Here is a 25,670-nt window from a genome sequence, read left to right as displayed (position 1 = left end):
ACTTATAATTTATCATTCAGAAGATGGCTTTAAAAGCAGTAATATTTGATATGGACGGTGTTCTGGTAGATTCAGAAAAATTCTGGACACAGGCAGAACTTGATGTATTTTCATCTTATGGAGTGCAGGTTACAGAAGATCTTGCAGCACAAACTAAATATATGACCACTCATGAAGTAACCGAATTCTGGTATAAAAGATTTCCCTGGGAAAATTTTGATGCATCCGATCTGGAACATAAAGTGGTAACAAGGGTGATCGAGATGATACAGACCAAAGACTGTACAATGTCCGGTGTGCAGGAGTTTATTAAAAATCTTAAGACTAAAGAATATAAAATAGGGCTGGCAACCAATGCTCCTTTACGTGTAGCACATGTTGTTCTTGAAAAACTTCAGGTTCGTGAATTGTTTGATACTGTTCACTCATCAGAGTTTGAAACTCAGGGAAAACCTCATCCTGCAGTTTATCTCACTTCTGCAAAAAATCTTGGGGTTTCCCCGGAACACTGCATTGCTATTGAAGACAGCCACTCAGGATTAAAGGCTGCAAAAGAGGCCGGAATGCAGACTGTAATTTTCACGAATAATGATGAAAGCATAGACTCAAATCTTGCCGATTTTAAAATCCTAGACTTTAATAAGGCTTTGCTCCCTGTATTTAGTGAATAGTCAATAATGAATAGTCAATAATGAATAGTGAATAGTGAATAGTGAATAGTGAATCCGCTTCGCTGTGAATTTTGATAGCTATTATAAAAATTGACGATTGACTGCGTAGCAAATTGACCATTGACGTGAAAAAGTGAATCCGCTCCGCTGTGAATCTTGATAGACGTTATAAAATTGACGATTGACTCCGCAGCAAATTGACCATTGACTCGACCCAGAATCCCGAATCCCGAACCTCGCATCCCATTCTCAATACCTCGTCAAAGCCTCCATCAAAAGCAGGATAGAAACCAGTTTCTTTGACGACTGATACTCAGGGTTCAGCTGTTCTCGGATTTCTCCCAACGCTTTGCTTAATTTATTACTTACCGTCTTGTTGCTGATTCCCAGTGCTTCTGCGGTCTCATTCACAGACATATTTTTTCGGATTCTCATATCGTACACCTGCTGTTCCGTTGAAGGAAGCTGAGAAACCACTTCATCAATCATTGATAGCAGAGTACTGATCTCATTTTCCTCAAGGATTTCAAAGTAGTCTGTATCTGCTATTTCAATTTCATTGGGAATATCAAATTCGTCAATGCTCAGAGTAGGAGGTGCTTTTTTGTAGCTGTTATAAAAATCAATGATTCTGTAATGAAGGTGGCGGAGAAGGTAGCCTTTCGCACTTGCCGTATCATCGGTTTGTATCATATCTGTATTCTCAAGAATCTTTATCCATAGGTTCTGAAGAATTTCCTCAGAGATTTCTTTATCCCGTGTCCGTAGAAAAACAAAGCGATATAGACTATCCCAGTATCGGTCATACAGCAGCATAAATGCAGGGCGGTCGCCTGATTTTATTTTCTTTAATAATGTATAGTCTGTTGGGCTCATATTGTGTTACAAAATTACCTAAAGGAAAATTAACTTTTTGTGAACTTTGGGTAGAGTAAGATTAAATATTTCTGAAAAACAGCACTCAAATATGACATTAATGTTGAGTAAATGTGAAAAAGGGTAGAAATTATTAACAATCTGGTTGTAATGTGAATATAAGGTTAAGAATGCGCTGGGGAAGTTTTTCATTTTCACGGTCTTATAGATAGAAGTATCAGTGAATACCATTAAAGACCCTATGAAAAAACGTTTAACTTGTAAAAATATTGAAGCCTTTGTTTTCAGACTTTGGGAACGGGAAATTTCGGAAGACCCAATTTCGGAAAAAGAAAATGAACTTTTAAAACAATGGAAGATCCGTACAGAAAAAGATCTGGATACTGTTCATCTGAAAGAATCCAGAGAAAGGGTATTAGCTGGGCTTGAATATTACTTTCCTCAAAGAGATATACAATCTGTAAAAAGTTTTAAAACATCCTTCTATAAAATTGCGGCCGTTATTATTTTGCTTTTGTCGCTGGGAGGTATTTTTACTTACACCATGTTCATAAAGCCTGATGTATATCTCGCAAAATCGGTAAACCGTGTTGTTTATCTTGAAGACGGATCGGTGGTCACTCTTTTGCCAGGTGCTGAACTGACTGTAGCAAAATCATTTCCTGCTTCTACCAGAGTGGTGAATTTAAAAGGAGATGCTGTCTTTTCTGTGGCGAAGTCAAAAATACATCCTTTCATTGTTCATGCTGAGGGTTTCAGTACTAAAGTATTGGGAACTGTGTTTAAAATCACACAGTCCGGAAAGAAAAAAGCTGTTGATCTTTATGAAGGAAAGGTAGCGGTATCATCTCCGGGAGTTCCTGTTTCTTTTCTTAAACCTAATCAGAAGTGGACCAATTTCGGGGTTGCTCATACCACAGCGATTATTTCATTGAAACCTGTGAAAAACCCGACAAACAAAATTCCTTCAATATTGTCTTTGAGTTTTAACGATGTTCCTTTAAAAGAAGTCGTAGCAGTGCTGGAAAGCAATTATAACACTAAAGTACTGTATCCTAAAGAGGCCGAAGATAAAAAGATAACGGCTGATTTTACCGGAGGAACAGTTAGCGAAAATATAGAATCGCTGGCCTTCATTCTTGGATTGGAAGTTCAGAAAAAAGAAAACACTTATATCCTTAAGAAATAAATCATTATTCAAAAAAAATAAATAATCATAATCAAGAGAACACTATTAAGTATGAAAAGTTTGAAATGTGGGATTACCATAGCAGCCTTATTTTTTACTGTAGCCGCAGAAGCTCAGGAGCTGGTTCAGAAAGTAACATTTTCCGTACCTGCCAACAGACCGTTGATTGAAGTTTTGGAAGAATTTGCCGGAAAAACGGGAATGAGACTGGCTTATTCCAAGGTAGATATTAAAGAACTGAAGGTAAAAGGGGTGAAATGCGAAAATACTTCTGTCAACAACTGCCTGAAGGATATTACCAACGGGCTTCCTGTTATCTACCGTTTGCATGGTGATCTTATTTCGATAAAATATGAAAGTTCAAACATTTCGGTACCGGGAAACGGACGTATCTCCGGTAAAATAGTGGATGAGGTGGGAAATCCCATTACCGGAGCAGAAGTTACTATTGCTCAGAAAACCGTAGTCACAGATAATAACGGAGATTTTACCATAGATCTTCCTTCGGGAACATATAATCTGACGATAAAAGCTCCCAAATATAATACGCTGAGGGTTGAAAAACTATCTGTTACCAATAAAGAAACCAGTTCTGTTTCATTTGCTTTAAACAAAGCTTCCGATAAAATTACAGACATCAAAGAAGTTGTTATCACAGCTGCCCGTAAAGCAGATACTCAGGCGGGACTTCTTGCCCAACAGAAAAAAGCAGCTCAGATGAGTGATGGTATTTCAGCGGAGCAGATTTCCAAAACGCCGGACAGCGATGTGGGAGGAACACTGAAAAGGGTAACAGGTATCACCACCATCGATAATAAATATGTGGTAGTACGATCTATGGGAGAACGTTGGAATACTGCAGCCATGGACGGAATCAACTTGCCCAGTACGGAAGCTTATAATCAGAACTTCTCATTTGATATCATTCCTACTGCCATGGTAGAAAGTGTGGTGGTAAGCAAATCTGCAACACCAGATATGAATGCAAGCTTTGCAGGTGGCTACGTGGAAGTAAGAACCAAAGATATTCCCAATGAAAATTTTACAACGGTAACCCTGGGAACTTCATATAACGACCAGTCTGCTTTCAAAGAATTTTTAACCCGTAAGAGGGGAAAGTATGATTATTTCGGATATGATGACGGAAGCAGGGATTTTCCTAAAGGACTTGAACCGATGAACTGGACAGATCCCAGATTTTTTGAGCAGTCCAGACAGTTTACCAATGATAATTTCAGCACCTATAAAACCAGAGGTGACATGGGATCTAATATACAGCTGGCATTAGGAAGAACATATGCGCTGAAAAACAATAATAAATGGGGTTTTGCAGGAGCATTTGTCATCAGAAATGAACAGAATAAACTGGACATTGACCACACAGGAAGAGGAAACTGGCTGGATACCACGGGACCTTATGTTGCAGATTGGGAAACAAAAGGAGTAGCTCCTATACCATTTTATAACTTCAAAAATAAAGGTGCTTCCTATAATTACAACTCTACAGTTGCGGGGATGCTTAATTTCGGACTTCAGTTAGGGAAAAACAGAATTTCATTCCGTAATTCCTATACTCATATTTTTGATAATACCTTAACAAGAGTTACCGGTTGGAATGAATATACTACGGGTAGTGCCATGGCTTCCAATGCAGAATTAGCCTACAATTATTTTTATAACGGAATTATACCCAATAATGATCCCGCTCAGATCAAAAACTTAGACAGGCCTTATACTGATAATACGAATTATCCCATTTTTCAGATGCTGCTACAAAATAAACTGGAAGGGAATCATAAAATAGGAAACGCAGAAGTCAACTGGTTTGCAGCAAGAACCGGTATAACATCTGATACTAAAGATTATACTCAGTATCTGACGCTATATGATTTTATTGGGAGTGAGATCCTGACCTATCATAAAATTTATAATACAGGAGGAAATTTTTATAGAGGATATATAGCCAATAAAGAGACTGATTACAATTATGGCGCTTCAGTTAAATGGGATCTGGATTTTGGAAACGTAAAAAATACGGTGAAGACAGGATATGCAGGAACATTGAAAAATAATACCAATCAACAACAAAAATTCTTTCTGCGAGTAGATGAGAACAGAAATGTTCCGAATAGTGAAAAAAATTATTTGACAATGTATGGAGCTCTTGCAGAATGGTTCAATGGATCTCACTATGTACCGGGAGGCATTGGATGGGAAACCCGGGCACTGTATAAAAATGATAAATATGAAGGAGAAGTTAATCAGCACGCAGTTTTTGTCATGTTTGATAACCGTTGGAAGAAATTTAGATTGGTATGGGGACTTCGGGCAGAATATTTTAAATATAATCTCATCTCTCAGCAGCTAGACCCAAGTGATACCAAGAATGTAGAAAGAGCGGCCATTGAGGATAAACCGTGGCAATGGATGCCCTCTATGAACTTTACCTACAGTCCTACGAATAAAATGAATCTCAGACTTGCCTACAACAGATCTGTAATTCGTCCGCAATTTAATGAAAGAACTGGTTTGCCCTATTTTGACCCTATAGCTAATGGTTTGATTTATAATACAGAAATGACATCTTCAGTCATCAATAATTATGATTTCAAATTTGAATGGTTTCCCGCATTGGGAGAAATCTTTTCTGCAGGGCTGTATTATAAAAATATAGACAGACCCATAGAACGTGAGGGACATATTTCCAGCGAAGGAAATCTATATCTCTATAATGGTAATTCGAAAAACGCAAAATTATTGGGAGTAGAGGCTGAGGTAAGAAAGAATTTAGGATTTATTGCAGACGGAACCTTTTTGGAAAAACTTTTTATAAGCGGAAACTTCACCTATAATCATACAAAGGTAGTAGCCTTTAAAGATCTTTATAAAACAGGTGAGAATGATGAAACCTATGAAGTAAAACGCCCGCTCTATGGACAGACTCCTTATGCCTATAATCTTGGATTGACCTATGATGGTGATCGTTTGGGACTTAGCTTTTTATATAATGCTAAAGGAGATCAGTACATCACCGTTGGGTATGCTTACAAAGGAGAAGAAATACAGCGTCCTTATGCTGTGGCAGACGCACAGATCTCCTATAAATTTCTTCGAAACAAAAACCTTGAATTAAAATTCAATGCAAGAAACTTATTCAATAGAGTGAAGGAATATTATAATAATTACAATTCCTATGTAATACCACTGGGACTGGGTAGTGCAATCGGAACTGAAAGGGAGGCATGGGGGCTTTTACCAGGTGCAACAGACAGGTATGACAAGAATATTGATAAGATTATGTTTCGGGCTTACAGTGGAAGAATGTTCAGCCTGAGTGTGAACTATATGTTTTAAAAACACAATCAAGATATAGATCTAAATAAAATAGAACACAATAATTAAAGCGGTACAATGAAAAAGTTAATTCCAATTGTCATATTATCATTCCTTACAGCTTGTCAGCATGACAGATTAGAGGATAAGCAATCTTCGTTTGAAATAAAGGCTACTTCATCTGAATATATTACAGCTTCTGCACTTCCGGTAACTACTGTAAGTGGTAATATTACCACTAATACAATCTGGAGTGGAGTCATCGAAATGGATGGAATAATAACAGTAAAAGATGGAGCTACACTGACAATCCTTCCAGGAACATATATTAAAGCAAAACCAAAAGGAACAACAGCTCCGTCAGGAGTTCTGATCATCACAAAAACAGGGAAGATCAATGCAGTAGGAACAGAAAATCAGCCGATTATTTTTACAAGTTATAAGCTGTTGGACGGTAATGAAGATACTATTGGAGAGCCTGGCGACTTTGGAGGATTAATCCTGCTGGGGGATGCTTTAACGAATACTCCTTCTACAACAACCATTGAGGGACTTTTTGGACCTGATTATTATTATGGTGGGACTAACCAAAATCATAACGCAGGAATCGTGAAATATGTACGTATTGAATTCGGAGGAACAGATATATTCCCTTATACAATCCATGAAATTAACGGCCTTACTTTAGCCGGAGTAGGTAGTGGTACCACCATCGATCATATTCAGGTGTCTTATGGTAAAGATGATTCCTTTGAATTTTATGGAGGAAACGTAAATGCTTCCAATCTGATTTCTTTTGCACCAGATGATGATAATTTCGATTTTAATAATGGATATACTGGGACTGTTACATGTGCACTTGCTTTGGCAGATTATAATTCTACACATAGTCTCAGTGGGGCTGTCAATGATTCTCACGGTATTGAACTCGATAATAATATTGATGGAACATCTACACCATTAGCAACGCATCCTGTAGTGAACAATCTTACAATAATAGGTCCTTGGAAATCCACTATGGGTGCTATGTACGGAAATGGAATTTATATCAGAAGAAATGGAAGATTAACATTAAATGATGCTACCATTACAGGATATCCTGTTGGAATCAAAGTAGAAGGTACAGGTTCAATGCTTGCTTCTGCCTCTAATTATAATACCATCCTTGTTCACGGATTTACAACTGCCGTCACAGGGGCTGGTACATCAGGAATTCCTATGGCTAACTTATCTACTGGCATTTCTGCTTCCGGTTGGGGAATGAATCAACCATTTTTTAATGAGGGAGGATGGAATGTATCACCAAGGAATTGTGGCAATTTTCAAGGACTTTGGACCAAATATAATTTCTCCATTCTAGAATAAGGAAATGAGCCTTATGAACATGGAAATAGAAATTTAGATTAAAAAGATATCTTAATTATAGAAGCGTACAGGTTTCGGTAACCTGATCAAAACTGAAAAAAACTGATGATGCGCACAGCAGTACAGTTCTGAAAAAACCGGACGTTAAAAGCTTTTCCCACGCTTTAACGGTTTCCATGGGAACTCCCGCAATGCAGTTCCTCCTGCAGCGATGGGATGAACACCAAAAAACAAATCGAAGGAATAGAGAGGAAGATATTCCTGAATAAAAAACTGATCTGGTATAAAATAATACGACCGGATTTATTAAAAATTATAACAATGAAAAGACTAACTCTAATTGCAGTGGCAGCATTATCTCTTACAGCTTGTCAAAACGATCAACTGGCGGATTCATCTTCTCCATTCGAAATGAAATCTACTTCTGCTGAGTACCTTACAGCTTCTGCTCTTCCGGTAACCAGCGTAAGCGGTGATATTACTTCAAATACTACATGGAGTGGTGTAGTTGAATTAAATGGAGTTGTAACCGTAAAAAATGGTGCTACATTAACAATTCAGCCGGGTACATTCATTAAAGCTAAACCAAGCACAAACAATACAGCTACAGGAGTTTTGGTAATTTCTAAAACAGGAAAAATCAACGCAGCGGGTACAGAAGCTCAACCTATCATTTTCACCAGCTACAAATTGTTAGACGGAAACGAAGATACAACTGCTGCTCCTGGTGATTTCGGTGGGGTTATCATTTTAGGAGACGCTCCTACAAACACACCTTTCACAAAAACGATTGAAGGATTATCTGGACCTGATTTCTATTACGGAGGTACCAATGCTTCTCACAACGGTGGAACATTGAAATATGTACGTATTGAGTTTGCTGGGTACGATCTTTTAGCGCCGAACTCAGGAAACGAAATCAATGGTCTTACGTTAGGAGGAGTAGGGAACGGAACTACTTTGGACCATATTCAGGTATCTTTCGGAAAGGATGATTCTTTTGAATTCTTCGGAGGTACGGTAAACGCTTCAAACCTTGTTTCTTTTGCTGCAGATGATGATAACTTCGACTTCGATAACGGATATACAGGAACAATCACTTGTGCATTAGCTTTGGCAGATTACAACTCTACGCACAGTCTTAGCGGATCAAGCCCTGATTCTAATGGTATCGAGCTTGATAACAACGCAGAGGGTTCTTCTACAACATTGTTGACTCACCCGGTTATCAACAACCTTACGATCGTTGGTTCTAAGAACTCTACTAAAGGTGCTTTGTATGAAAACGGTATCCACATCAGAAGACACGGAAGATTAACATTAAATAACGCTGTGGTTACAGGTTACCCTGTGGGTATCAAAGTAGAAGGTACAGGTTCTGAACTTTCTTCAGCTTCAGCATACAGCACAATCCAGATCCACGGATTTACTACTTCAGTTACAGGTACAGGAACAGCAGGAATCCCTGCAGCTAACCTGGCGACTGGTACGCCTGCATCTCTATGGGGTATGAGCCAGCCTTTCTTCAACGAAGGGGGTTGGAATGTATCTCCAAGAAACTGTGGAAACTTCCAGGGGCTTTGGACAAAATACAATTTCTCTATTGTAGAATAATAAAAACTTTTAAAAAGCAGGGAACAGCACATGCTGATTCCTTGCTTTTACTTCAAAAACATTAATAATCAGTATTATGAAAAAAATAATTTTATCATCTGTTCTGTTTTTATCTCACCTGGCTGCAGCGCAGTCTCTGGTATGGGGAAATTCTTTTGATACTCCTGCTGATCTTCAGGGATGGACATTCCATGATCTGAACAGCAATGGTAACGGATGGGTACAGGGACAAAACATTTACCACAACGGAACTACTCTTACTTATGGAACTTCAGGTGTTCTTCGTCATTCTATCAGTCTGGTGCCAAGTGGAAATGCTAACGGATTTATCGCGGAAAACGACTGGATTATTTCTCCTCAGATTGATCTTACTAATACTGCAGGTACAGTTACTTTAGCTGCGAATATCGGAAGGCAGAGAACTACCCATACTATTGTTGCCAGAGATCTTTTTATCTATGTAAGTACACCACAGAAAGAAGTTCCTACATTAGCTGATTTTCAGGCTATGACGGTAGATGCAGGTGGTAATGATATTCAGAGTCTTTATAAAATACAGGTAGGAGATTCTGCCAATCCATTTCCGGCAGATCTTACCGAGTTTGTACAATCTCTTGTAGATCTTTCTGCTTTCGCAGGGAAGAAAATCTATATCGGAATGTGGGCGAACAGAAAAGCAAGTGGAAATAATATCCAGAACATTAATATTGATGAAATGGGAATTTATGCTACTTCATTTTTAACAACTAAGGAGATAAAAAGAAACAAAATTACAACACAAATAGCTGAAAATCCGGTAAAAGAATTTTTACAGCTGCAGCTTAATCCATCATTGAAAGAAACTACAACGGTAGTTAATATTTACAATGCAGCTGGACAAAAAGTATTGACTACTCAGTATTCCAAAGGTATTCATATAGCTGGTCTTATAGCAGGAGCGTATATCGCAGAAGTTACAGACGGAAAGACAACGGAAAGACTGAAATTTATTAAAAAATAAGCATTCAGGTCTCTTAGAATCTGATTTTAGGAATACCATGAAATTTTATATAAAATAATGGGTAGTCTTTGAAAGAAGGCTATTCAGAATATATCCAACTAGTTTTTTTATAATTATATATTGCCCCGCTTATAGGGCTGGGCAATATTTTTAAGTTTTACAATGAAATAATTGAGAAAGATGAATAAAATCTTTGCATTACTCCTATTTTTTACGGTACTTTTTTCATGCACAGACAGCAATACAATGGAGTTGTCTGATAAGGTACAGAAACCCGGAGACGTTAATATCAAGGGATTTTCCAAACCGGATGCTCTTCAGCTGAGATTCAACGGACAGCCTGTATCCATTGACGGAAAAACGTCCTATACCAATAAAATAGAAACTCAGCTTCAGTTTGTACTGGATCAGGGAGAAACCAATAAACTGTCTGTCTATAACCATGAAACAGGCACCGAAATTGCAAAATACAATATTACATATGACAATATAGAAGACTATAAAGACCTGTACTTTTTTAATCTTCCGGGAATTTACCTGCAGACGTATGCGGTAAAACCTCAGGTTAATTTTGGAAAAGTAGGTTTTGAATTCATTTTCCCCAATCTGGGCGAAATTTCCGGTACTACCCTGAAAGATGTAAAAGGCGTTCTGAAAAGAGAAAACGGAGTGGTACTGGCAGAATTTGACAATATTGGGAAAGACAATTTTACCGCAGTGAAAATCTATAGTTTTTTTAGTTCTACAGCTCCGGTATATCTGGAATTGTACAAGCCGGGAACTACAGAACCTTATTCCGGATCTAAAATGATTCAGGTAAAATTAAAACAGCACACTGGGGCTAACATGATTGTCCTTCAGGAAAAAATGGAAAATGGAGAATGGGTGGTAAAAGGAGATATTGATGTCGCAGAATATCTGTAATTGTGTATGAAAAACTTTTTTAAACTTCAATGCATTGCTATCGCAGTCTTTCTCATTTCGTGTACGAATAATAATGATGAAAGCGCACCTGTTTTTCCGGAAGGAAGTACAGAATCTGTGAATCTCTGGGTTCAGGACAGCATGAAACGATATTATTACTGGGCAGACCAAATGCCTGTAAAGCCAGATTACCGGCTTCCCGTAAAAGATTTTTTTAAAAGTCTGCTTTCTCCTCAGGATCGGTTTTCTTTCATGGTGAATACTGAAGATTCCTCTACCTATCCACGTTCCATAAGGAATATGTATGGTTTTGATTATACCGTTGCCAAGCTTGCCAATAACCAGGTTGTTACAATCGTTAAGCTGGTTCTTCAAAACTCTCCTGCCTTTAACTCAGGGCTTGAACGGGGAATGATCATTACCAAAGTCAATGGAAAGATAATGACAGCCGCGAATGCCGAAGCAATGGCTTCCTCCATTAAAGATCAGACTGTGGTAGAACTTACCGTTGGAAAATGGCAAAACGGAGCTGTAACCGATGAAAAAAATATTACCGTTTACTATGGTTTCTCTTTTGAGCAGCCCGTTTTATCTAAAGTTTTTGAGAAAAACGGTAAAAAAGCAGGATATCTGTACATCTATGATTTCCCAGACGGAATGACACAAACCCTGAACCAGAAATTTGCAGAATTTAAGGCTGCCGGAGTACAGGAACTCATTCTCGATCTCCGATACAATTATGGAGGCTCTGTATCATCTGCGGCAGCACTTTGTTCACTGATTCCTTCAGGGTTGTCATCTGGTTCGCCATTCATCATTTTTAAAGGAAATAAAAACGGAGGTGAAATAAAAAGGACATTTGCCCAACAGATTGCTTATGATTCCAAAGCGCTTGATTTTAATGCATTGCGTGCCAATGCATTGGGGTTGCAGAAAGTTTTTATCCTCACATCGAACAGTACAGCATCGGCAGCCGAAATTGTTGTGAATAATCTCAAACCTTATATGCAGGTTATTCAGATTGGAGATACTACACTGGGAAAAGATATGGCAGGATTTGTAGTAGAAGACAAACGTAAACCGAGAAAAATTTCCTGGCAGATCCATCCGGTAATTTATAAAGTATTTAACGCGAATGAAGCCGGAGAATACAGCAATGGGATTTCCCCTCAGGTCAATGTCAATGAATTTGCCGGACTGCCGATATTACCTTTGGGCGATCCTAATGAAACCCTTATTTCTTCTGCTCTTAATGGAGGTTATTTCAAATCTGCAGGTCAGGAAAAAAACGGAATTGTTAAAATTCTATATCAGAGTGATGTGCCTCCGGTGATGATGGAAAAATAATTTGGATTGAAAAGACAAAGGAAATGAATGTCAATATTTTAAACCATTAAGAAGTTTGAAGAAATAAAGTAGAGTTAAGATCAATCATTCTGATCTTAAGTTAAAGCGAAGCTTGATCTTAATAATCTTAACGTCTTAATACAATCTTAATGGTTCAGGAAAAATTAAAAGATTTATTTAATAATAAAAAAATAATATATCGAATAGTAAAAGGATAAAACCTTTTTCCTATTCAGGAACACCATAAAATCACAAAATCATGCAGGGAATAGAACCAAAACTTCACATGAACCTGACCAGTCGTATTGAATATTACCGTCTGTTGATAGAAGCTGCAGAAGATCCAGAAAGCCAGCCTTCCGATGTGGTTACACAGATTTCAGAGCTAGGAAATCTGTATGAGGAATACCTGCTTAATAAAAAGAATCTGGAGAACAGCATCAAAAACTACCGCGAATATCATAATGATTTAAGAAAGAAATTGACGTCAAGACTTCGGGAGCTTAGAAGAAAGGCAAGACAGAAATAAACCCTGAAATGCACTTTATCGGTTGATTTTACTATGAAATTCATACCTTTATAACATCAAGCTGAAGGATGACGGGCTTATGAATTTTAATCAAACAGAACTTTCCGGTTATTTACAGGTATTTTGGCAGTTTTCCTGGCCACAGTGGATCATATTCAGTCTGGTCATTAATATTTTTCTGTATCTGTTCTCCATAGGATTATATGTTTTCATTGAAAAGACTTGCCGTAAAAGCCAGTTACAGGAGAAAAATTATCCTGTCGCAAGATCCGATTTTTACCTCAGCCTGATTACCATTGTATGTAATAGCTTTGTACTGCTGCTTGGAGCTTTCTTATGGAAAACCGGATGGATTGTGCTGGGACAGAATCAATCTGTAATTGGAATAATAGCGGAAGTTGTTGCTTTGCTTCTCTTAATGGATCTCCTGATGTATTTTTTTCATTTTGCCGCTCATTTACCTTTCATCTATACAATGCTGCATGGAAAACATCATGAGCATGTCAGTACCAATTTTTTAAGTCTTTTTGTACTGCATCCTTTTGAAACCATAGGATTTGGATTGATGATGCTGGTGTTACTCATAGGCTATGATTTTTCTGTAACTTCTGTTTCAATTTACCTTCTGATCAACCTTATCTGGGGAACTATAGGACATTTGAACAGAGAGTTCTTTCCAGCTTCTTTTGACCATTTCTTCGTGGGAACAACGAGGTTTCACAATCAGCATCATTTGGATGAAAGCAAAAATTTCGGATTTTATACTTCTATCTGGGACAGATTATTTGGGACCTATAAGTAACAATACATTTTACAGTTTTAGATGGTTCAGTACTTTATCCAGCAGATAATTAAAATTTTTTAACTCCTCAGAGGTAAGTATAGTAGCTGTCTGGTGCGTGATAGCCTTACGGAAAGTTTCTGAATTATCTATAATAAACCTTCCTTTATCCGTTACTGAAAGATTGAATTTCCTGTGATCTGTTTTCTCCCGTTCCCGGGTAATGAAATCTTGATCAATCAGAAATTTTATCTGTTTTGATATGGCTGCCTGGCTGATGTTGAAGGCCATTGATATTTCCTTTCCTGTTATTTTTCCTTTTCTTAGGATAAATTCAATAATATTATAATGAGCTGCAGTGACTCCGTTAATATCGCCCCGGTTCATATGGGCCAGAATAAGGCACTGAAAATCAGTAAATGTGTTAAAAAATTCTTTTTCAATGGGTTTCATGTTAAATATACTTAACTTAGTTAATTATTAACAAAGTTAAACATTTTTACCATGGAAAATATAGAAATTACCAATGCCAGGCAGAATAATCTCAAAAATATTTCCATAAAAATTCCAAAGTACAGGATCGTAGTTTTTACGGGAGTATCTGGATCCGGAAAATCATCTTTGGTTTTTGAAACCATTGGGGCTGAAGCACAGAGGCAGATTAATGAAACTCAAAACAGTTTTATCAGAAACCGTTTGCAACATTATGGTGTACCGGATGTAGATAAAATTGAAAACCTTAATGTTCCTATCATTATCAATCAAAAACGTTTGGGTGGAAATGCCAGATCTACTGTGGGAACAGCGGCAGATGTGTCTGCTTCCCTGCGGTTGCTGTTTTCAAGAATGGGAGAGCCGTTTGTAGGATATTCTAATGTATTTTCATTTAATCATCCTCAGGGCATGTGTCCTGAATGTGAAGGATTAGGTTTTGTTCAGACTTTGAACGTGAATGCGTTAATTGATCAAGAAAAGTCTTTACATGAAGGAGCTGTCCGTTTCCCTACTTTTCAGCCTGGAGGATGGCGCTTAACAAGATATACTTTGTCAGGTTATTTTGATAATGATAAAAAGCTAAAGGATTTCACCGATAAAGAATGGGAAACTCTGTTGTATGCACCGGAACACAAACCGAAACACCCTCATAAAGAATGGGGAAAAACGGTAAAATACGAAGGAATTGTTCCAAGAATCGAAAAAGCATTTCTGAAAAAAGATTCCAAAGAAAACATCACAAGAAAAGATGCTCTGAAGAATATTGTGATCACCAAAACCTGCCCGTCATGCAAAGGAAAACGGTTGAATGAAAAAATATTGTCCTGCAAAATCGAAGGTAAAAGTATTGCTGACTGTATGGCCCTTTCAGTGGATGAACTGCTTGAGTTCATTACTTCACTGGATTCAAAGCAATATGAAGTTGTCATCAAAGAGCTTTCCGCAAAACTGCAGAATATCATCACGATAGGATTGCAGTATCTGACGCTGGACAGAAGTACCAATACGCTTTCCGGAGGAGAATCTCAACGTATAAAAATGGTGCGGAGCCTGGGAAACAGCCTGATAGATCTTTTATACATATTTGATGAACCCAGTATTGGTCTTCATCCCAAAGATCTGCAGAATATCATCACTATTATAAAACAGATCAGGGATAAAGGAAACTCTGTTTTAATCGTAGAGCATGATCCGGATCTGATCAAAATGGCGGATTGGGTGATTGATATAGGTCCTGGTTCAGGAAGAAATGGAGGAGAAGTGGTATACGACGGAACATTTAAAAACCTGAAAAACTCGACAGGTAAAACAGGTTCTTATTTCACAAAGAAACCTTCCATCAAACAAAAATTCAGAAAACCTGATGGCTATCTGGAAATAAAAAATGCCAACAGGTATAACCTTAAAAATGTGACTGTAAATATTCCGACTGGGGTAATGACAGTGGTAACAGGAGTTGCAGGATCTGGAAAAAGCACCCTGATTAACCGTATTCTGCCTGAACTTTATCCGGATGTGACCATTATTGATCAATCTTTGTTTGCTGCAAGTGCCCGCTCCAATCTGCTTACTTACCTGGGAATATCAGATATTGTCCGTAAGCTTTTTGCACAGTCTAATCATGTTTCAGATAAACTGTTCAGCAGAAACAGTGAAGGAGCCTGTAAAAATTGTAAAGGATTGGGAATAGAAAAGATTGATCTTGCTTTTATGGATGATATTGAACAGCCTTGTGAAGTGTGTGGAGGCTCGGGATTTGATCCTGATGTGCTGCAATACAGATACAACGGAAAAACAATTGTGGAAGTGATGAATATGACCGTTTCTGAGTCAGTTGATTTTTTTAAAGAAGAATTTATTCTTAAAAATTTTGATCTGCTGATACAATTAGGTCTTGATTATCTGACATTAGGACAAAGGCTGGATAGCTTTTCCGGAGGTGAAAGACAACGTCTGAAACTGACAAGAGAGCTGAAAAACACCAATCAGATCATTATTCTTGATGAACCCAGTACAGGACTGCACCCCAGTGATACCCAAAAACTGCTGACATTTTTTAATGGTCTTGTAGATCAGAATAATACGCTGATTGTTATAGAACACAATCTTGATATTATTTCGCAGGCAGACTGGATTATCGATATGGGGCCCGGCGCAGGGAAATTTGGTGGTGAAGTATTGTTTGAAGGAACTCCGATGGAGCTGCTGAAAAACAAAATATCATATACCGCAGAGTTTCTGAAGAAACATATTCAGTAAGAAGAGTATTGTGTCAAGATTGATTTACCTTTAGTTGGCAATAACAGCTTAGCTTAAATTATTATTAAAAACGTAAAGTTTAAAATGTAAATAATTCATTTAAGACGGGAAAGTATAGCCGTAAAACTGCTTAAAAAGCTTATGGATAAACACCTCGCTTCATCAGTCGATTGCAAATCGACTCTTTCTTAGCTCCCTTAAAATAGTACGTCATAAGAAATAATCTTTGCGTTGAAAAACAAGATAATAAACCATTAAGAAGAATTAAAAAGTGAAGAGTATTAAGATGGGCTATGTTGTCATTGCGAGCCGCAGGTGAAGCAATCTCGTGACTTTAACTCAACTTAATACTCTTACAACCTTATCGACCTTAATGGTGTAAAAGTTATTTTTTTATTTAGTAGCTTTTACAGCTGATTTGATCGCTTTCTCAACGATTCTCCAATCGTAAAGGTGAAATACTCTTCCATTGCTCATCGCAACAAAAACTCCTTTGGGAAATTTTGAACCCAAATTAACATTTGTCACTTCAGACCCATCACTTTCCAGTGTAGAAACCGGAATTTCTGCAATTCTTCCTTTTGATTGATCTTCTCTTAAATAAACATTGAAGGTGTCATTCTGCTGATTCGAAACCAGGATATATCCTTTCCCTTTAGAAGTAGGGTAGATGGAAATTCCTTCCACATCAGATTTAAAATCCCCTTTCCCGAAAACGGCTAATTCCTCATTGCCTTTCTCCGGATCTGCATAATATTTGTGAACCCCGAACTGCTCATCGGAATAATAGATATAACCCATTTCATCATCTACTGCAATACTTTCAATCTCCTTCAGACCACTGTATTTTCCAAATTTACGAACAACTTCACCTGTTATAGCACCATTCTTTTCAGTCAGCTTGTACTGCCAAAGGTAGCCGTCACTTGGTCCTGATTTTCTTCCGGCAATGACAAATATTTCTCCAGTTTCCGGATTTTTATACATGGAAACTCCCATAGGTCCACGTTCTGATTCTCCGTCAAATACAGAGATTTCTCCAATTTCTTTCAACTCAGGAAGTGTATATAACTTTACTTTGTTGGTTTCCCTTTCCGTTACGGCAGCAATATCTGTTTTTTTACCATTCAGCATAAAACCATATTCCAGATCAACGTTGTTGGGACGTTTCAATCCCAAAACCTTATTAATAATTTTTCCGTTAAGATCGAAGGCATATAATCCGCCGTCCGTATCCTTATCTGTTCCGATAATGATACTTTTTGAAGCATCCTGAGGATTAATCCATATGGCGGGATCATCCGTATCATGAACCACTGTTTCTGTGATCACTGTAGGTTTTAATTTTTCTATTACTTCTTTCTGCCCGGTACAGTTGATCACAAGAGGAAGAACTGAAAGGGCTACTATATAATGTATGTTTTTCATGTGTATTTTAAAAATCAAATTTCACTCCCATCGTAAACCTTGGTCTGTAATATTCAGCCTGAGCGGTTCTGCTTTGGATCCCCTGATAGTATCTTAACGGCTGATTGGTAAGATTATTGGCTTCTGCAAAAACTCTGAGCTGGCTTGTAATTTTATAGGAAGCATTGGCATCAAGGAAAAACTGTTTGTCATAATAACGGTCATCAAACGCCTTGCCACCCAGCTCATCAATATAATGTGAGGCATAGTTCATGGAAACCCTTGCTGAAAAACGTTTGTTTTCCCAGGAAAGAGATCCGTTAAACATATGAGGAGCTGCTCCCGGAAGTCCTACATCTGTTCTTTCAATGCCATCTTCATTGGTAATTCCTTTTGCTTTGGATTTGGTATAGGTATAGTTTACGTACACTCCAAGTCCTTTCCAGAAAGCTCCGGGAATAAAATCAAGCTGTCTTTGTAAAGCCACTTCAAAACCATAAATGTCTACGTTGTCACCATTGCGCTGCTGGGTAAACTTCCAGTTGCTTTCTCCTGCCGGAATGGGGTTGGACTGTCCTGCAAAATCACTGGCAAAGTCATTAGCCGTATAATTTCTTTTGGAATAGGTATAAATAAAGTCGTTCAGGTTTTTATAGAAAATTCCTCCGGAAAGAATTCCCACAGACTTAAAATATTTTTCTGCCATGAAATCAAAATTATAAGCATAGGTTGCCTTTAAGTTTGGATTTCCTGCTGCAACGATCTCATCCTCTGAAATAACATTCAGATAAGGAACCAGTGAATAATAGTTCGGGCGGGCAAGAGCTGTTGTGAATGCTGCACGAAGTACAAGATCCTGCATCGGAACATATTTGAAGGAAATATTAGGAAGTACGTTTGTGTACGTATTGGTGTTATTAATTTTTCCTACAAGATCTTTTTCATTCATCACATAATTTCCGGTGTAATCTATCTGGGTAGTTTCAATACGTGCTCCAACAATCATGGATAATTGATCATTGAAATCCTGATCCCAACGGACGTAACCTGCATAGATCTGCTCTTTTGCACTGTAGTTGCTGGAAAGATACTTTTCAGGCTTCAGCTTACCATTAAACAAATTTGGATTGAATAAATTCAGACTTCCAAGGAATGAAGGATCAACAAATGTTCCCGGAACATAATTTCCGGCCTGGAAATTATGACCATCAAGGTTGATTGTTGGTACAGATAAGAGACTTCCCATATTGCTGACTGGAGTGAAAGCATAGAAATCATTCTCTCTTTCCTTTTTCTTCAGACGCATACGGAAACCGGTACGAAGACGCCCTTTCTGTCCATTAATCACAGAAAATGGAAAACGTACATTCACTTTTGCTCCTAATTCTTTTTCCTGTGTAAAGTTGTTGGCATCCGAAAGATCACTCAGTTTGTAGCTGCCCAGATTGTCTGCTGCCAAGAGATTAAATGTTGGCTTTTCAGGGTTACTAAGGTCTGGAGAGAAATTCATTTTGCTGTTTTCAAACTCTATATAACGCTGGTGAGGCTTATCTTCACTTGCAATGGCATAGTTGACAGACCAGTCAAGATCTACTTTAGAACCTAATAAATGTTCTCCTCTTAAAGCATAGTTCTGAACTCTTTGTTTTTCCAGGCGGGTATTGTCATTATCGGCATCACCGCCTTTATTCTGTCTTGTAATACTTCCTTTCCAATCAGTAATCTCCGTTTCATCGGCGCTGTAGACAGGTTTTATTTTATATCCTAATGCCAGTCTGGTTTCTTTATCATTTCTGAAATTGTACATGGCAGAAGCGTAGATCTTGTTTTTAGAATTAAATTCATAATCCATATTAAGATCAAAACTGTGTCTGATACGATGCTCATTATAATAACGTACTCCCATTTTGCTGACATACACTGTTTGGGCAAGATCATTAGCCTGGCTCCATACAGGTTCAATATTATCTGAACCAAAATTGTTGTTATTATAAGAAAAACTGAATACAGCTCCTAGTTTTTTATCCAAAAATCTATTTCCATACACAAATCCCGCTGTATAATTTCCTTTTTCACGAATGGGATTGTATCCTCCTGCAACGGTCGCAGAAATCCTCTGTCCGTTCGGGGAAGCTCTGGTAATAAGGTTTACAGACCCTCCGATGGCATCGGCATCCATATCCGGAGTCAGGGTTTTATTAACTTCTATCGTAGAGATCATGTCGGAAGGAATCAGGTCCATCTGGACATTACGGTTATCACCTTCAGCAGACGGAATTCTGTCCCCATTCAGGGTGACGGAGTTCAGATTCGGTGCAAGCCCTCTGATGATAAGGTTTCTGGCTTCACCCTGATCATTCTGTATGGTGATCCCCGGTACGCGTTTCAGGGCATCCCCGATATTGGCATCAGGAAAACGACCGATCTGATCCGAAGAAATTACATTGGTGATATTGGCGTTATTTTTTTGCTTGTTTAAAGCTCTGGCTTGATTTTTTAGGGTGGATCCAGAGACTACAACTTCTGCAATAGACGTTTCTTTCTTGTCGAAAATAATATTCTGACGGGTATTTTTCTCAGATTCTACCGTTACATTATATTCATGTACGCCATAACCGAGATAATCAATTTTCATGGTGTAACTTCCTGGTGGAACATTCAGGAATACAAAGTTTCCATGTTCATCAGAAGTTGTATAAATATTTCCCGGACTTAGGGAAATCTTGGCTCCTGGCAGGGCTATCTTCGAATCATCGTTGATATTTCCGGAAAGAGAACCGGTTTGTGCATAGAAAAAAATTGAAGCACAAAATAAAACAGACGTAAAAATTTTTTTCACTTTTCTTAGTTTTAGATAAAAATCGCAACAAAATTAAACGTCTGTTTGGGAAAAGTGTTGAAGGGAAAATTAAGATTATCTTAAGAATTGTTAATATAGAAACTTAATACGGTAAGGCAATATCGTTTTATGCTCTATATTTCAGATCCCAGATTTTTCTCGGCTTGATTTCCTTCCAATACTACAGTCAGTTCATCACATCGTATGATCTTATTATTCTGAATGGTAAATTCTGCCAGTACTTTATGGATAACAAAACTTCCGTCTTTTAATTTAGAATGTACCACATGATGGGTAAAGATGATGTTGTTATTTTCAGCATGGCTGATAAACTCAATCTTTTGTTCTGCCACTTTTTCTTTCAGTTTTTTAATATGAAGGACAAATTCTTCATAATTTAATTGCTGGCGGTCAACGAATTGGATGTAATTTTTTGAGAAATACTTTTCAATGAGTAATTCGTCAAATACAGGGTTTTCCAGAACTTCGCTGAAAACCTGTTGGATAAAATGTTTCATAACTTTATTATTTGAAACAAAATTATCTCAGAGATGGGTCAGTAAACGATAACAATTGTAAAGAAATTATCTGCGGTTTCTGATTCTGCTTAGTGAAACACTGGTAATTCCCAGATAGGAAGCTATATAATGTTGTGGGAAACGGAGAAGAAGCTCTGGTCTGTCTTTTAAAAGCTGTTCATATCTTTTCTGTGGAGAATCTTTAATAAAAGAAACCAGGCGATTATTAATTTCACTGAAGCGCCTGTAAAAAAGAGGATGAAAAGTTTGCTGGAACTCCCGACCTTCCATGAGTTTATGAAAAACATCTACATGCATCTCATATACTGTGGAAGATTCCAGTGTTTCTATGATAAACTCACTTTGGGTACCATTCAGGAAGCTGTTAAAAGATGAAACGGCTTGATTTTCTGTAATAAATTCCAATGTAAGTTCTTTTCCGTCCTGATAGAAAAATACTCTTAAGGCTCCGTTTTTTACCAGGAACATCTTATCTGAAACTTTTCCTTCTTCAAGCAGGATGGTTTTAGCAGGATACGTAACTTCAGATAATACATGAAGATCTGATTTAAAAAAAGAATGAATATCCGGAATATGCATATCTGAAAAGGATTAAAGTGAGGTGCTCAGTATTTCCTTTACAATAATTTTAGACTTTTCAATCAGTTCATCAGACCTGTACAGCTGGCTGGTCAGGATTGAACTTTCAAAAAGAAGGTAAACATGAGCTGAAACCATATCGTTTTGAATGTCTTCATTGAAGCATTCTCTGAGTTTATTTTTATGATGGCGGATTACTTTGTGAATTTCTTCCTTATCAGCAGGAATTTCAGATAAAATATTCAGGAAACTGCATCCTCTGAAATCTTCTCTTTTATTCATATCCATCAAAAAATCAAATGACTTCAGGATTTTTTCCTGTACTGTTTCTGCTTCTGATGTAAATTTTTCAAGTTCAGAAACCCAGTAATCATACCTTTTATTAAGAAATTCGATGCAAAGGTCATCTTTAGATTTGAAATGCTGGTAAAAGCTTGCTTTTGAGACTTCAGCCTCGTCAATAATCTGATTAATCCCCGTACTGTTATAGCCTTGTTGATGGAAGAGAACCATAGCGGTGCTTAATATTCTTTCTCGAGGTCGGGGCATGATGTAAGATTTTTACAAAGGTAAGGAAATATGAACAGATTGGTATGTGTTGATTTCTAAATGAATCCTCTGGCATAATAAAGCTGAATGACAAAGAAGAGCACTGTAAAAAACCAAACAACGTAAGGATGGTAGCTGAAATTATTCTTCAGGATATAGTGTAATGCTTTGAATAGCTTGAAAATACCAATTATTCCAATAATGATAAAAACCACAAAGACCAGGAAAAACAGATAATCTCTTGTTCCATATTGATTCACCTTCCCAATATGATCCAGATAAGATTCTACATTCAATGTTTGTCCAAGAAACATTGCCGAACTGATGAGTATAAAAAATGGAGTAGACGTATACACAGTTGTATAAATGAAGGAAAATAATAAGGTACGGAAGGTTACAGTATTGACTTTCTCTTTTTTGTACCATAATAAAGCGACACTGAAGATGACCGCAGTAATATTATTCATGAGGAATATAAACAGAGCCTTTTCCACCATACTTAATCCCTTGATCTTCGAAATAATATTATGCTCACCTCCATAATCCATTAAAAGCACAGAGATGATCACAGAAGTATAAACAGAAAGTTTGATGGGAGAAAGGTAGTCCTGAAAACGCTCGGTTTCTTCTTTTTCCATCTCATGTACAGAAAGATCATAACAGCGGCGGGGATCCTGAAACAACTTGAAAATGGTTACCGGAACCAGCAATATTTCAATAATAATCTGCAGGCATAGCTTTTCAAAACTATCTATCAATTTTTCAAACATATAGACGGATATTAAGGGAACGTTTTTGCAATTTACCTAATTTTTGAATTACATCTTAAAAGATAATAAAAAAGTGGATGATTCTGGGTAAATCATCCACTCTTTAATTATTTAAAAAAGTTTTATTACTTTTTGGGAAGCCCTTTTTTCAAGGCAATATGAGCTCTTTCTACAGCTTTTCTTTCTTTCCAGTCCATATACCTTTTTTTGTATCGTCCTTTCATGAAATTATCAAAATTACGCTGAACAGCAAGATTCCAAAGAGAATGTGCTTTTACAGCCCAGCTTTTGTCCCAGGCACGCAGGGAAATAGAGAAAGATCCGTCCAGATACTTCATCCAGTGCCACCAACCTGTAGGCATGAATAACGTATCTCCGTGTTCCAGGAAGCATTCAATTCCTTCAATACCGTCCAATGCCGGGAATTTTTCAAAATCAGGATTGGCGATATCATAATCTTCCAGTGCATACGTGGCATAAGGAAGTTTATACAGACGTGTTTTCCATTTGTATTCAAAAAGAAGAACATGCTTCCTTCCGTTGAAGTGAGTATGGAAAATATGCGGCATATCAATATCATAATGAAGAAAAGTCACAGAACCTTTACCTCCGAAAAACATACTGGGATATTTATCTAAAAATCCACCCATAAGATTCTTTGGCGGAACATAGTCTTCCAACAATTTTGGCGCAAATTTTATAGGATCAAAGAAGAAAATTCTCAGATCAGTAGGCTCTCTCTGAATAAGGTCAACATAATCACGAAAAGGCATTTTCGTAGTCGGTGTATTGATGGGAGCGGCTGGATCAGCTTTGGCACTATCATAAAGGGGAACTTCAACGTCGCCTACTACTTCCTTCATGTAATCCATCGTCCACTTTTGATAGGCGGGCCACTTTCTTGCCATATTTCTGATTACCACTGGCTTACATGGCTTTAGATATTTTTCACGGAAATCTTCTTGTGAAATGTCATCTACAATATCAATTGGTTTAAGGATTATTCCCATTCGTTCAAATTATTAAGCTAAAGTATTAAATATTTGCGACAATAAAATGGAAAGAATTAAAATTATTTGGAATTAATATAAATAAATAACAAATTACTATTTAAGCTTCATTTTTTTAGAGTTATTATGATGTGAATTTACCCTCTGTTCCTTTGATATCTGCGGTCTTGATGATGTAAAAGATATTTGTGAGATACAATAATTGTATGTATAATTGTTCTCTTAAAATAACCATGAGACGTTTTACTACCATTATTTTTTCACTTGTATTTTGCACTGCCTTTTCGCAAAAATCAGCCAAGATTTTTACTTCAGATATTGATAACTTTTGGGTGGCTTATGACAGCATCCAAAAAACAAATGATCATTCCGGAAAGCTGGATCTTATTAAAAAACTTTATACCGACAAAGCAACAAAAGGGCTGAAAGCTTTTATGAAGGCCAGAAATTATAATGATAGCGTTTATGTAAAAGTCATTGGCCAGTATCCAAAATTCTGGAATTCAGTGAGACCGAATACTTTAACAATAAAAACCAAGACCCAAGAACTGGAGGCTAGTGTTGCCAGACTGAAGGAGCTGTATCCTGCCCTTAAAGATGCTGAAATGTATTTTACAATTGGTGGGCTTAACGCAGTAGGAACAGTGAGTGGCGATATGGTATTAGTGGGGGCTGAACTTGCCACCGGACTTCCGTCTACAGATACCTCAGAATTCAAAGATGAATGGTTGAAGAGTCTTTTTGCAAACCAGTCTCTGGATAATATCGTTTTCCTGAATATTCACGAATATATACATACCCAGCAGACGGGATATCAAAATAGGGTTTTAAACCAGGCTATCAAGGAAGGATCATGCGATCTGATTGCCGAACTTGCGATGAAAGAATCTCCCGAAAGAAAATATATTTCTTACGGAACTGCTCATGACGTTGAAGTTAAAGCCCAGTTTAAAAAAGAAATGTTTACCAGTAATCTTGCCAACTGGTTTTATAACGGAAGACAAAAAGGAGAAGGTGCAGATTTAGGTTATTATGTAGGATATGTGATCAGTAAAATGTACTACCAGAATGCAAAAGATAAAAAACAGGCCATCAAAGATATTATTGAACTGAACTATAGTGATAATAAATCTGTGGAAGACTTTCTGGACAAATCAAAGTTTTTCAAAGAAAAAATTGATAAGCTTGTCAAAGAATATCAGAGTAAATTACCTTATGTAGTGAAAATAGAGCCAGCCAATGGTTCCGAAGATGTAAATGCAGATACAAAAGAACTCCGGATTACTTTTTCACAGGAAATGGTTCCCGGGAAATATTCCTTCAATCTGTCTGATAAGGGAAAAGAATATAATCCAATGACAAAAATAGCAGGGATGGAAAACAATAACAAAACTTTGCTGGTATTAGTAGATCTTAAACCCAATAAAGAGTATGAGTTTGTGCTTACCAATAAAGGTTTTATTTCTAAAGAAGGTCATCCTCTAAGAGACGAGAAACTTCTTATAAAATTTACAACCGGCAATAAATAGCCTTTTTCATAAAGGGATAATTAATATGGAGGATCTGAAAATGAATTTCTTTTATCCTTGATTAT

At 37.3% G+C, this 25,670-nt stretch carries 21 protein-coding genes; 12 read left to right on the top strand and 9 right to left on the bottom strand.

The window, feature by feature from the left end:
- Nucleotides 1–23: 23 nt before the first annotated feature.
- Complete coding sequence (gene hxpB, locus ODR02_RS00505) at nucleotides 24–671, top strand: hexitol phosphatase HxpB (protein ID WP_209784871.1); 648 nt, start codon at nucleotides 24–26, stop codon at nucleotides 669–671.
- Nucleotides 672–920: 249 nt separating this feature from the next.
- On the opposite strand, the gene ODR02_RS00500 is transcribed toward hxpB, so the two are convergent.
- Nucleotides 921–1,547: an RNA polymerase sigma factor gene (locus ODR02_RS00500; protein ID WP_309511291.1), complete on the bottom strand. Its 627-nt coding sequence runs from the start codon at nucleotides 1,545–1,547 to the stop codon at nucleotides 921–923.
- 241 nt (nucleotides 1,548–1,788) lie between these two features.
- On the opposite strand from ODR02_RS00500, the gene ODR02_RS00495 reads away from it, so the two are divergent.
- From ODR02_RS00495 to ODR02_RS00455, 9 genes are all read left to right on the top strand, one after another.
- Nucleotides 1,789–2,736 carry a FecR family protein gene (locus ODR02_RS00495; RefSeq protein ID WP_309511290.1) on the top strand — a complete coding sequence of 316 codons (948 nt, stop codon included), beginning with the start codon at nucleotides 1,789–1,791 and terminating at the stop codon, nucleotides 2,734–2,736.
- Nucleotides 2,737–2,787: 51 nt separating this feature from the next.
- Nucleotides 2,788–6,090 (top strand): TonB-dependent receptor, encoded by a 3,303-nt coding sequence (locus ODR02_RS00490; RefSeq protein WP_209784869.1) that lies wholly within the window; start codon nucleotides 2,788–2,790, stop codon nucleotides 6,088–6,090.
- Between the two features lie 57 nt (nucleotides 6,091–6,147).
- Nucleotides 6,148–7,434: a hypothetical protein gene (locus tag ODR02_RS00485; RefSeq protein ID WP_309511289.1), complete on the top strand. Its 1,287-nt coding sequence runs from the start codon at nucleotides 6,148–6,150 to the stop codon at nucleotides 7,432–7,434.
- A 321-nt stretch (nucleotides 7,435–7,755) separates the two neighbouring features.
- Complete coding sequence (locus tag ODR02_RS00480) at nucleotides 7,756–9,048, top strand: hypothetical protein (RefSeq protein WP_309511288.1); 1,293 nt, start codon at nucleotides 7,756–7,758, stop codon at nucleotides 9,046–9,048.
- A 76-nt stretch (nucleotides 9,049–9,124) separates the two neighbouring features.
- Complete coding sequence (locus ODR02_RS00475; protein WP_309511287.1) at nucleotides 9,125–10,048, top strand: T9SS-dependent choice-of-anchor J family protein; 924 nt, start codon at nucleotides 9,125–9,127, stop codon at nucleotides 10,046–10,048.
- A 180-nt stretch (nucleotides 10,049–10,228) separates the two neighbouring features.
- On the top strand, nucleotides 10,229–10,972 hold the full coding sequence (locus ODR02_RS00470; protein ID WP_309511286.1) for a hypothetical protein: 744 nt from the start codon (nucleotides 10,229–10,231) through the stop codon (nucleotides 10,970–10,972).
- Nucleotides 10,973–10,978: 6 nt separating this feature from the next.
- Nucleotides 10,979–12,319 (top strand): S41 family peptidase, encoded by a 1,341-nt coding sequence (locus ODR02_RS00465; RefSeq protein WP_309511285.1) that lies wholly within the window; start codon nucleotides 10,979–10,981, stop codon nucleotides 12,317–12,319.
- A gap of 259 nt (nucleotides 12,320–12,578) precedes the next feature.
- Nucleotides 12,579–12,848 (top strand): hypothetical protein, encoded by a 270-nt coding sequence (locus tag ODR02_RS00460; RefSeq protein WP_105682721.1) that lies wholly within the window; start codon nucleotides 12,579–12,581, stop codon nucleotides 12,846–12,848.
- Between the two features lie 79 nt (nucleotides 12,849–12,927).
- Nucleotides 12,928–13,650 (top strand): sterol desaturase family protein, encoded by a 723-nt coding sequence (locus ODR02_RS00455; RefSeq protein ID WP_309511284.1) that lies wholly within the window; start codon nucleotides 12,928–12,930, stop codon nucleotides 13,648–13,650.
- Between the two features lie 9 nt (nucleotides 13,651–13,659).
- Here ODR02_RS00455 and ODR02_RS00450 read toward each other — a convergent pair whose 3' ends face one another.
- On the bottom strand, nucleotides 13,660–14,082 hold the full coding sequence (locus ODR02_RS00450; protein ID WP_209784863.1) for a MarR family winged helix-turn-helix transcriptional regulator: 423 nt from the start codon (nucleotides 14,080–14,082) through the stop codon (nucleotides 13,660–13,662).
- 51 nt (nucleotides 14,083–14,133) lie between these two features.
- Here ODR02_RS00450 and ODR02_RS00445 point away from each other — a divergent pair, with 51 nt between their 5' ends.
- Nucleotides 14,134–16,383 carry an ATP-binding cassette domain-containing protein gene (locus tag ODR02_RS00445; RefSeq protein WP_209784862.1) on the top strand — a complete coding sequence of 750 codons (2,250 nt, stop codon included), beginning with the start codon at nucleotides 14,134–14,136 and terminating at the stop codon, nucleotides 16,381–16,383.
- Nucleotides 16,384–16,776: 393 nt separating this feature from the next.
- On the opposite strand, the gene ODR02_RS00440 is transcribed toward ODR02_RS00445, so the two are convergent.
- From ODR02_RS00440 to ODR02_RS00410, 7 genes are all read right to left on the bottom strand, one after another.
- Entirely contained in the window at nucleotides 16,777–17,811 is a 1,035-nt protein-coding gene (locus ODR02_RS00440; protein ID WP_209784861.1) for a phytase, read from the bottom strand.
- 7 nt (nucleotides 17,812–17,818) lie between these two features.
- The gene (locus ODR02_RS00435; protein WP_309511283.1) at nucleotides 17,819–20,629 is read right to left on the bottom strand and encodes a TonB-dependent receptor; all 2,811 of its coding nucleotides are present in this window, start codon (nucleotides 20,627–20,629) and stop codon (nucleotides 17,819–17,821) included.
- 134 nt (nucleotides 20,630–20,763) lie between these two features.
- The gene (locus tag ODR02_RS00430) at nucleotides 20,764–21,147 is read right to left on the bottom strand and encodes a hypothetical protein (RefSeq protein WP_209784859.1); all 384 of its coding nucleotides are present in this window, start codon (nucleotides 21,145–21,147) and stop codon (nucleotides 20,764–20,766) included.
- Nucleotides 21,148–21,213: 66 nt separating this feature from the next.
- On the bottom strand, nucleotides 21,214–21,747 hold the full coding sequence (locus tag ODR02_RS00425) for a Crp/Fnr family transcriptional regulator (RefSeq protein WP_309511282.1): 534 nt from the start codon (nucleotides 21,745–21,747) through the stop codon (nucleotides 21,214–21,216).
- Nucleotides 21,748–21,759: 12 nt separating this feature from the next.
- On the bottom strand, nucleotides 21,760–22,296 hold the full coding sequence (locus ODR02_RS00420) for a TetR/AcrR family transcriptional regulator (RefSeq protein WP_309511281.1): 537 nt from the start codon (nucleotides 22,294–22,296) through the stop codon (nucleotides 21,760–21,762).
- A gap of 56 nt (nucleotides 22,297–22,352) precedes the next feature.
- Nucleotides 22,353–23,066, bottom strand: a complete 714-nt coding sequence (locus ODR02_RS00415) for a hypothetical protein (protein ID WP_309511280.1) — start codon at nucleotides 23,064–23,066, stop codon at nucleotides 22,353–22,355.
- A 125-nt stretch (nucleotides 23,067–23,191) separates the two neighbouring features.
- Complete coding sequence (locus ODR02_RS00410; protein ID WP_209784855.1) at nucleotides 23,192–24,076, bottom strand: cupin-like domain-containing protein; 885 nt, start codon at nucleotides 24,074–24,076, stop codon at nucleotides 23,192–23,194.
- 233 nt (nucleotides 24,077–24,309) lie between these two features.
- On the opposite strand from ODR02_RS00410, the gene ODR02_RS00405 reads away from it, so the two are divergent.
- Nucleotides 24,310–25,605, top strand: a complete 1,296-nt coding sequence (locus ODR02_RS00405; RefSeq protein ID WP_309511279.1) for an Ig-like domain-containing protein — start codon at nucleotides 24,310–24,312, stop codon at nucleotides 25,603–25,605.
- The last annotated feature ends 65 nt before the right edge of the window (nucleotides 25,606–25,670 follow it).

The sequence above is a fragment of the Chryseobacterium sp. CFS2 genome (genome assembly GCF_036543225.1).
Classification (GTDB): domain Bacteria; phylum Bacteroidota; class Bacteroidia; order Flavobacteriales; family Weeksellaceae; genus Chryseobacterium; species Chryseobacterium culicis_A.
Note: the sequence above shows the minus strand (reverse complement) of the source record. Positions and strands in the feature narration are given on the sequence as shown.

Excerpts from the sequence above, each read along its gene's own strand:
- hxpB (WP_209784871.1), top strand. The coding sequence starts at position 24 with ATGGCTTTAAAAGCAGTAATATTTGATATGGACGGTGTTCTGGTAGAT.
- ODR02_RS00500 (WP_309511291.1), bottom strand. The coding sequence starts at position 1,547 with ATGAGCCCAACAGACTATACATTATTAAAGAAAATAAAATCAGGCGAC.
- ODR02_RS00495 (WP_309511290.1), top strand. The coding sequence starts at position 1,789 with ATGAAAAAACGTTTAACTTGTAAAAATATTGAAGCCTTTGTTTTCAGA.
- ODR02_RS00490 (WP_209784869.1), top strand. The coding sequence starts at position 2,788 with ATGAAAAGTTTGAAATGTGGGATTACCATAGCAGCCTTATTTTTTACT.
- ODR02_RS00485 (WP_309511289.1), top strand. The coding sequence starts at position 6,148 with ATGAAAAAGTTAATTCCAATTGTCATATTATCATTCCTTACAGCTTGT.
- ODR02_RS00480 (WP_309511288.1), top strand. The coding sequence starts at position 7,756 with ATGAAAAGACTAACTCTAATTGCAGTGGCAGCATTATCTCTTACAGCT.
- ODR02_RS00475 (WP_309511287.1), top strand. The coding sequence starts at position 9,125 with ATGAAAAAAATAATTTTATCATCTGTTCTGTTTTTATCTCACCTGGCT.
- ODR02_RS00470 (WP_309511286.1), top strand. The coding sequence starts at position 10,229 with ATGAATAAAATCTTTGCATTACTCCTATTTTTTACGGTACTTTTTTCA.
- ODR02_RS00465 (WP_309511285.1), top strand. The coding sequence starts at position 10,979 with ATGAAAAACTTTTTTAAACTTCAATGCATTGCTATCGCAGTCTTTCTC.
- ODR02_RS00460 (WP_105682721.1), top strand. The coding sequence starts at position 12,579 with ATGCAGGGAATAGAACCAAAACTTCACATGAACCTGACCAGTCGTATT.
- ODR02_RS00455 (WP_309511284.1), top strand. The coding sequence starts at position 12,928 with ATGAATTTTAATCAAACAGAACTTTCCGGTTATTTACAGGTATTTTGG.
- ODR02_RS00450 (WP_209784863.1), bottom strand. The coding sequence starts at position 14,082 with ATGAAACCCATTGAAAAAGAATTTTTTAACACATTTACTGATTTTCAG.
- ODR02_RS00445 (WP_209784862.1), top strand. The coding sequence starts at position 14,134 with ATGGAAAATATAGAAATTACCAATGCCAGGCAGAATAATCTCAAAAAT.
- ODR02_RS00440 (WP_209784861.1), bottom strand. The coding sequence starts at position 17,811 with ATGAAAAACATACATTATATAGTAGCCCTTTCAGTTCTTCCTCTTGTG.
- ODR02_RS00430 (WP_209784859.1), bottom strand. The coding sequence starts at position 21,147 with ATGAAACATTTTATCCAACAGGTTTTCAGCGAAGTTCTGGAAAACCCT.
- ODR02_RS00425 (WP_309511282.1), bottom strand. The coding sequence starts at position 21,747 with ATGCATATTCCGGATATTCATTCTTTTTTTAAATCAGATCTTCATGTA.
- ODR02_RS00420 (WP_309511281.1), bottom strand. The coding sequence starts at position 22,296 with ATGCCCCGACCTCGAGAAAGAATATTAAGCACCGCTATGGTTCTCTTC.
- ODR02_RS00415 (WP_309511280.1), bottom strand. The coding sequence starts at position 23,066 with ATGTTTGAAAAATTGATAGATAGTTTTGAAAAGCTATGCCTGCAGATT.
- ODR02_RS00410 (WP_209784855.1), bottom strand. The coding sequence starts at position 24,076 with ATGGGAATAATCCTTAAACCAATTGATATTGTAGATGACATTTCACAA.
- ODR02_RS00405 (WP_309511279.1), top strand. The coding sequence starts at position 24,310 with ATGAGACGTTTTACTACCATTATTTTTTCACTTGTATTTTGCACTGCC.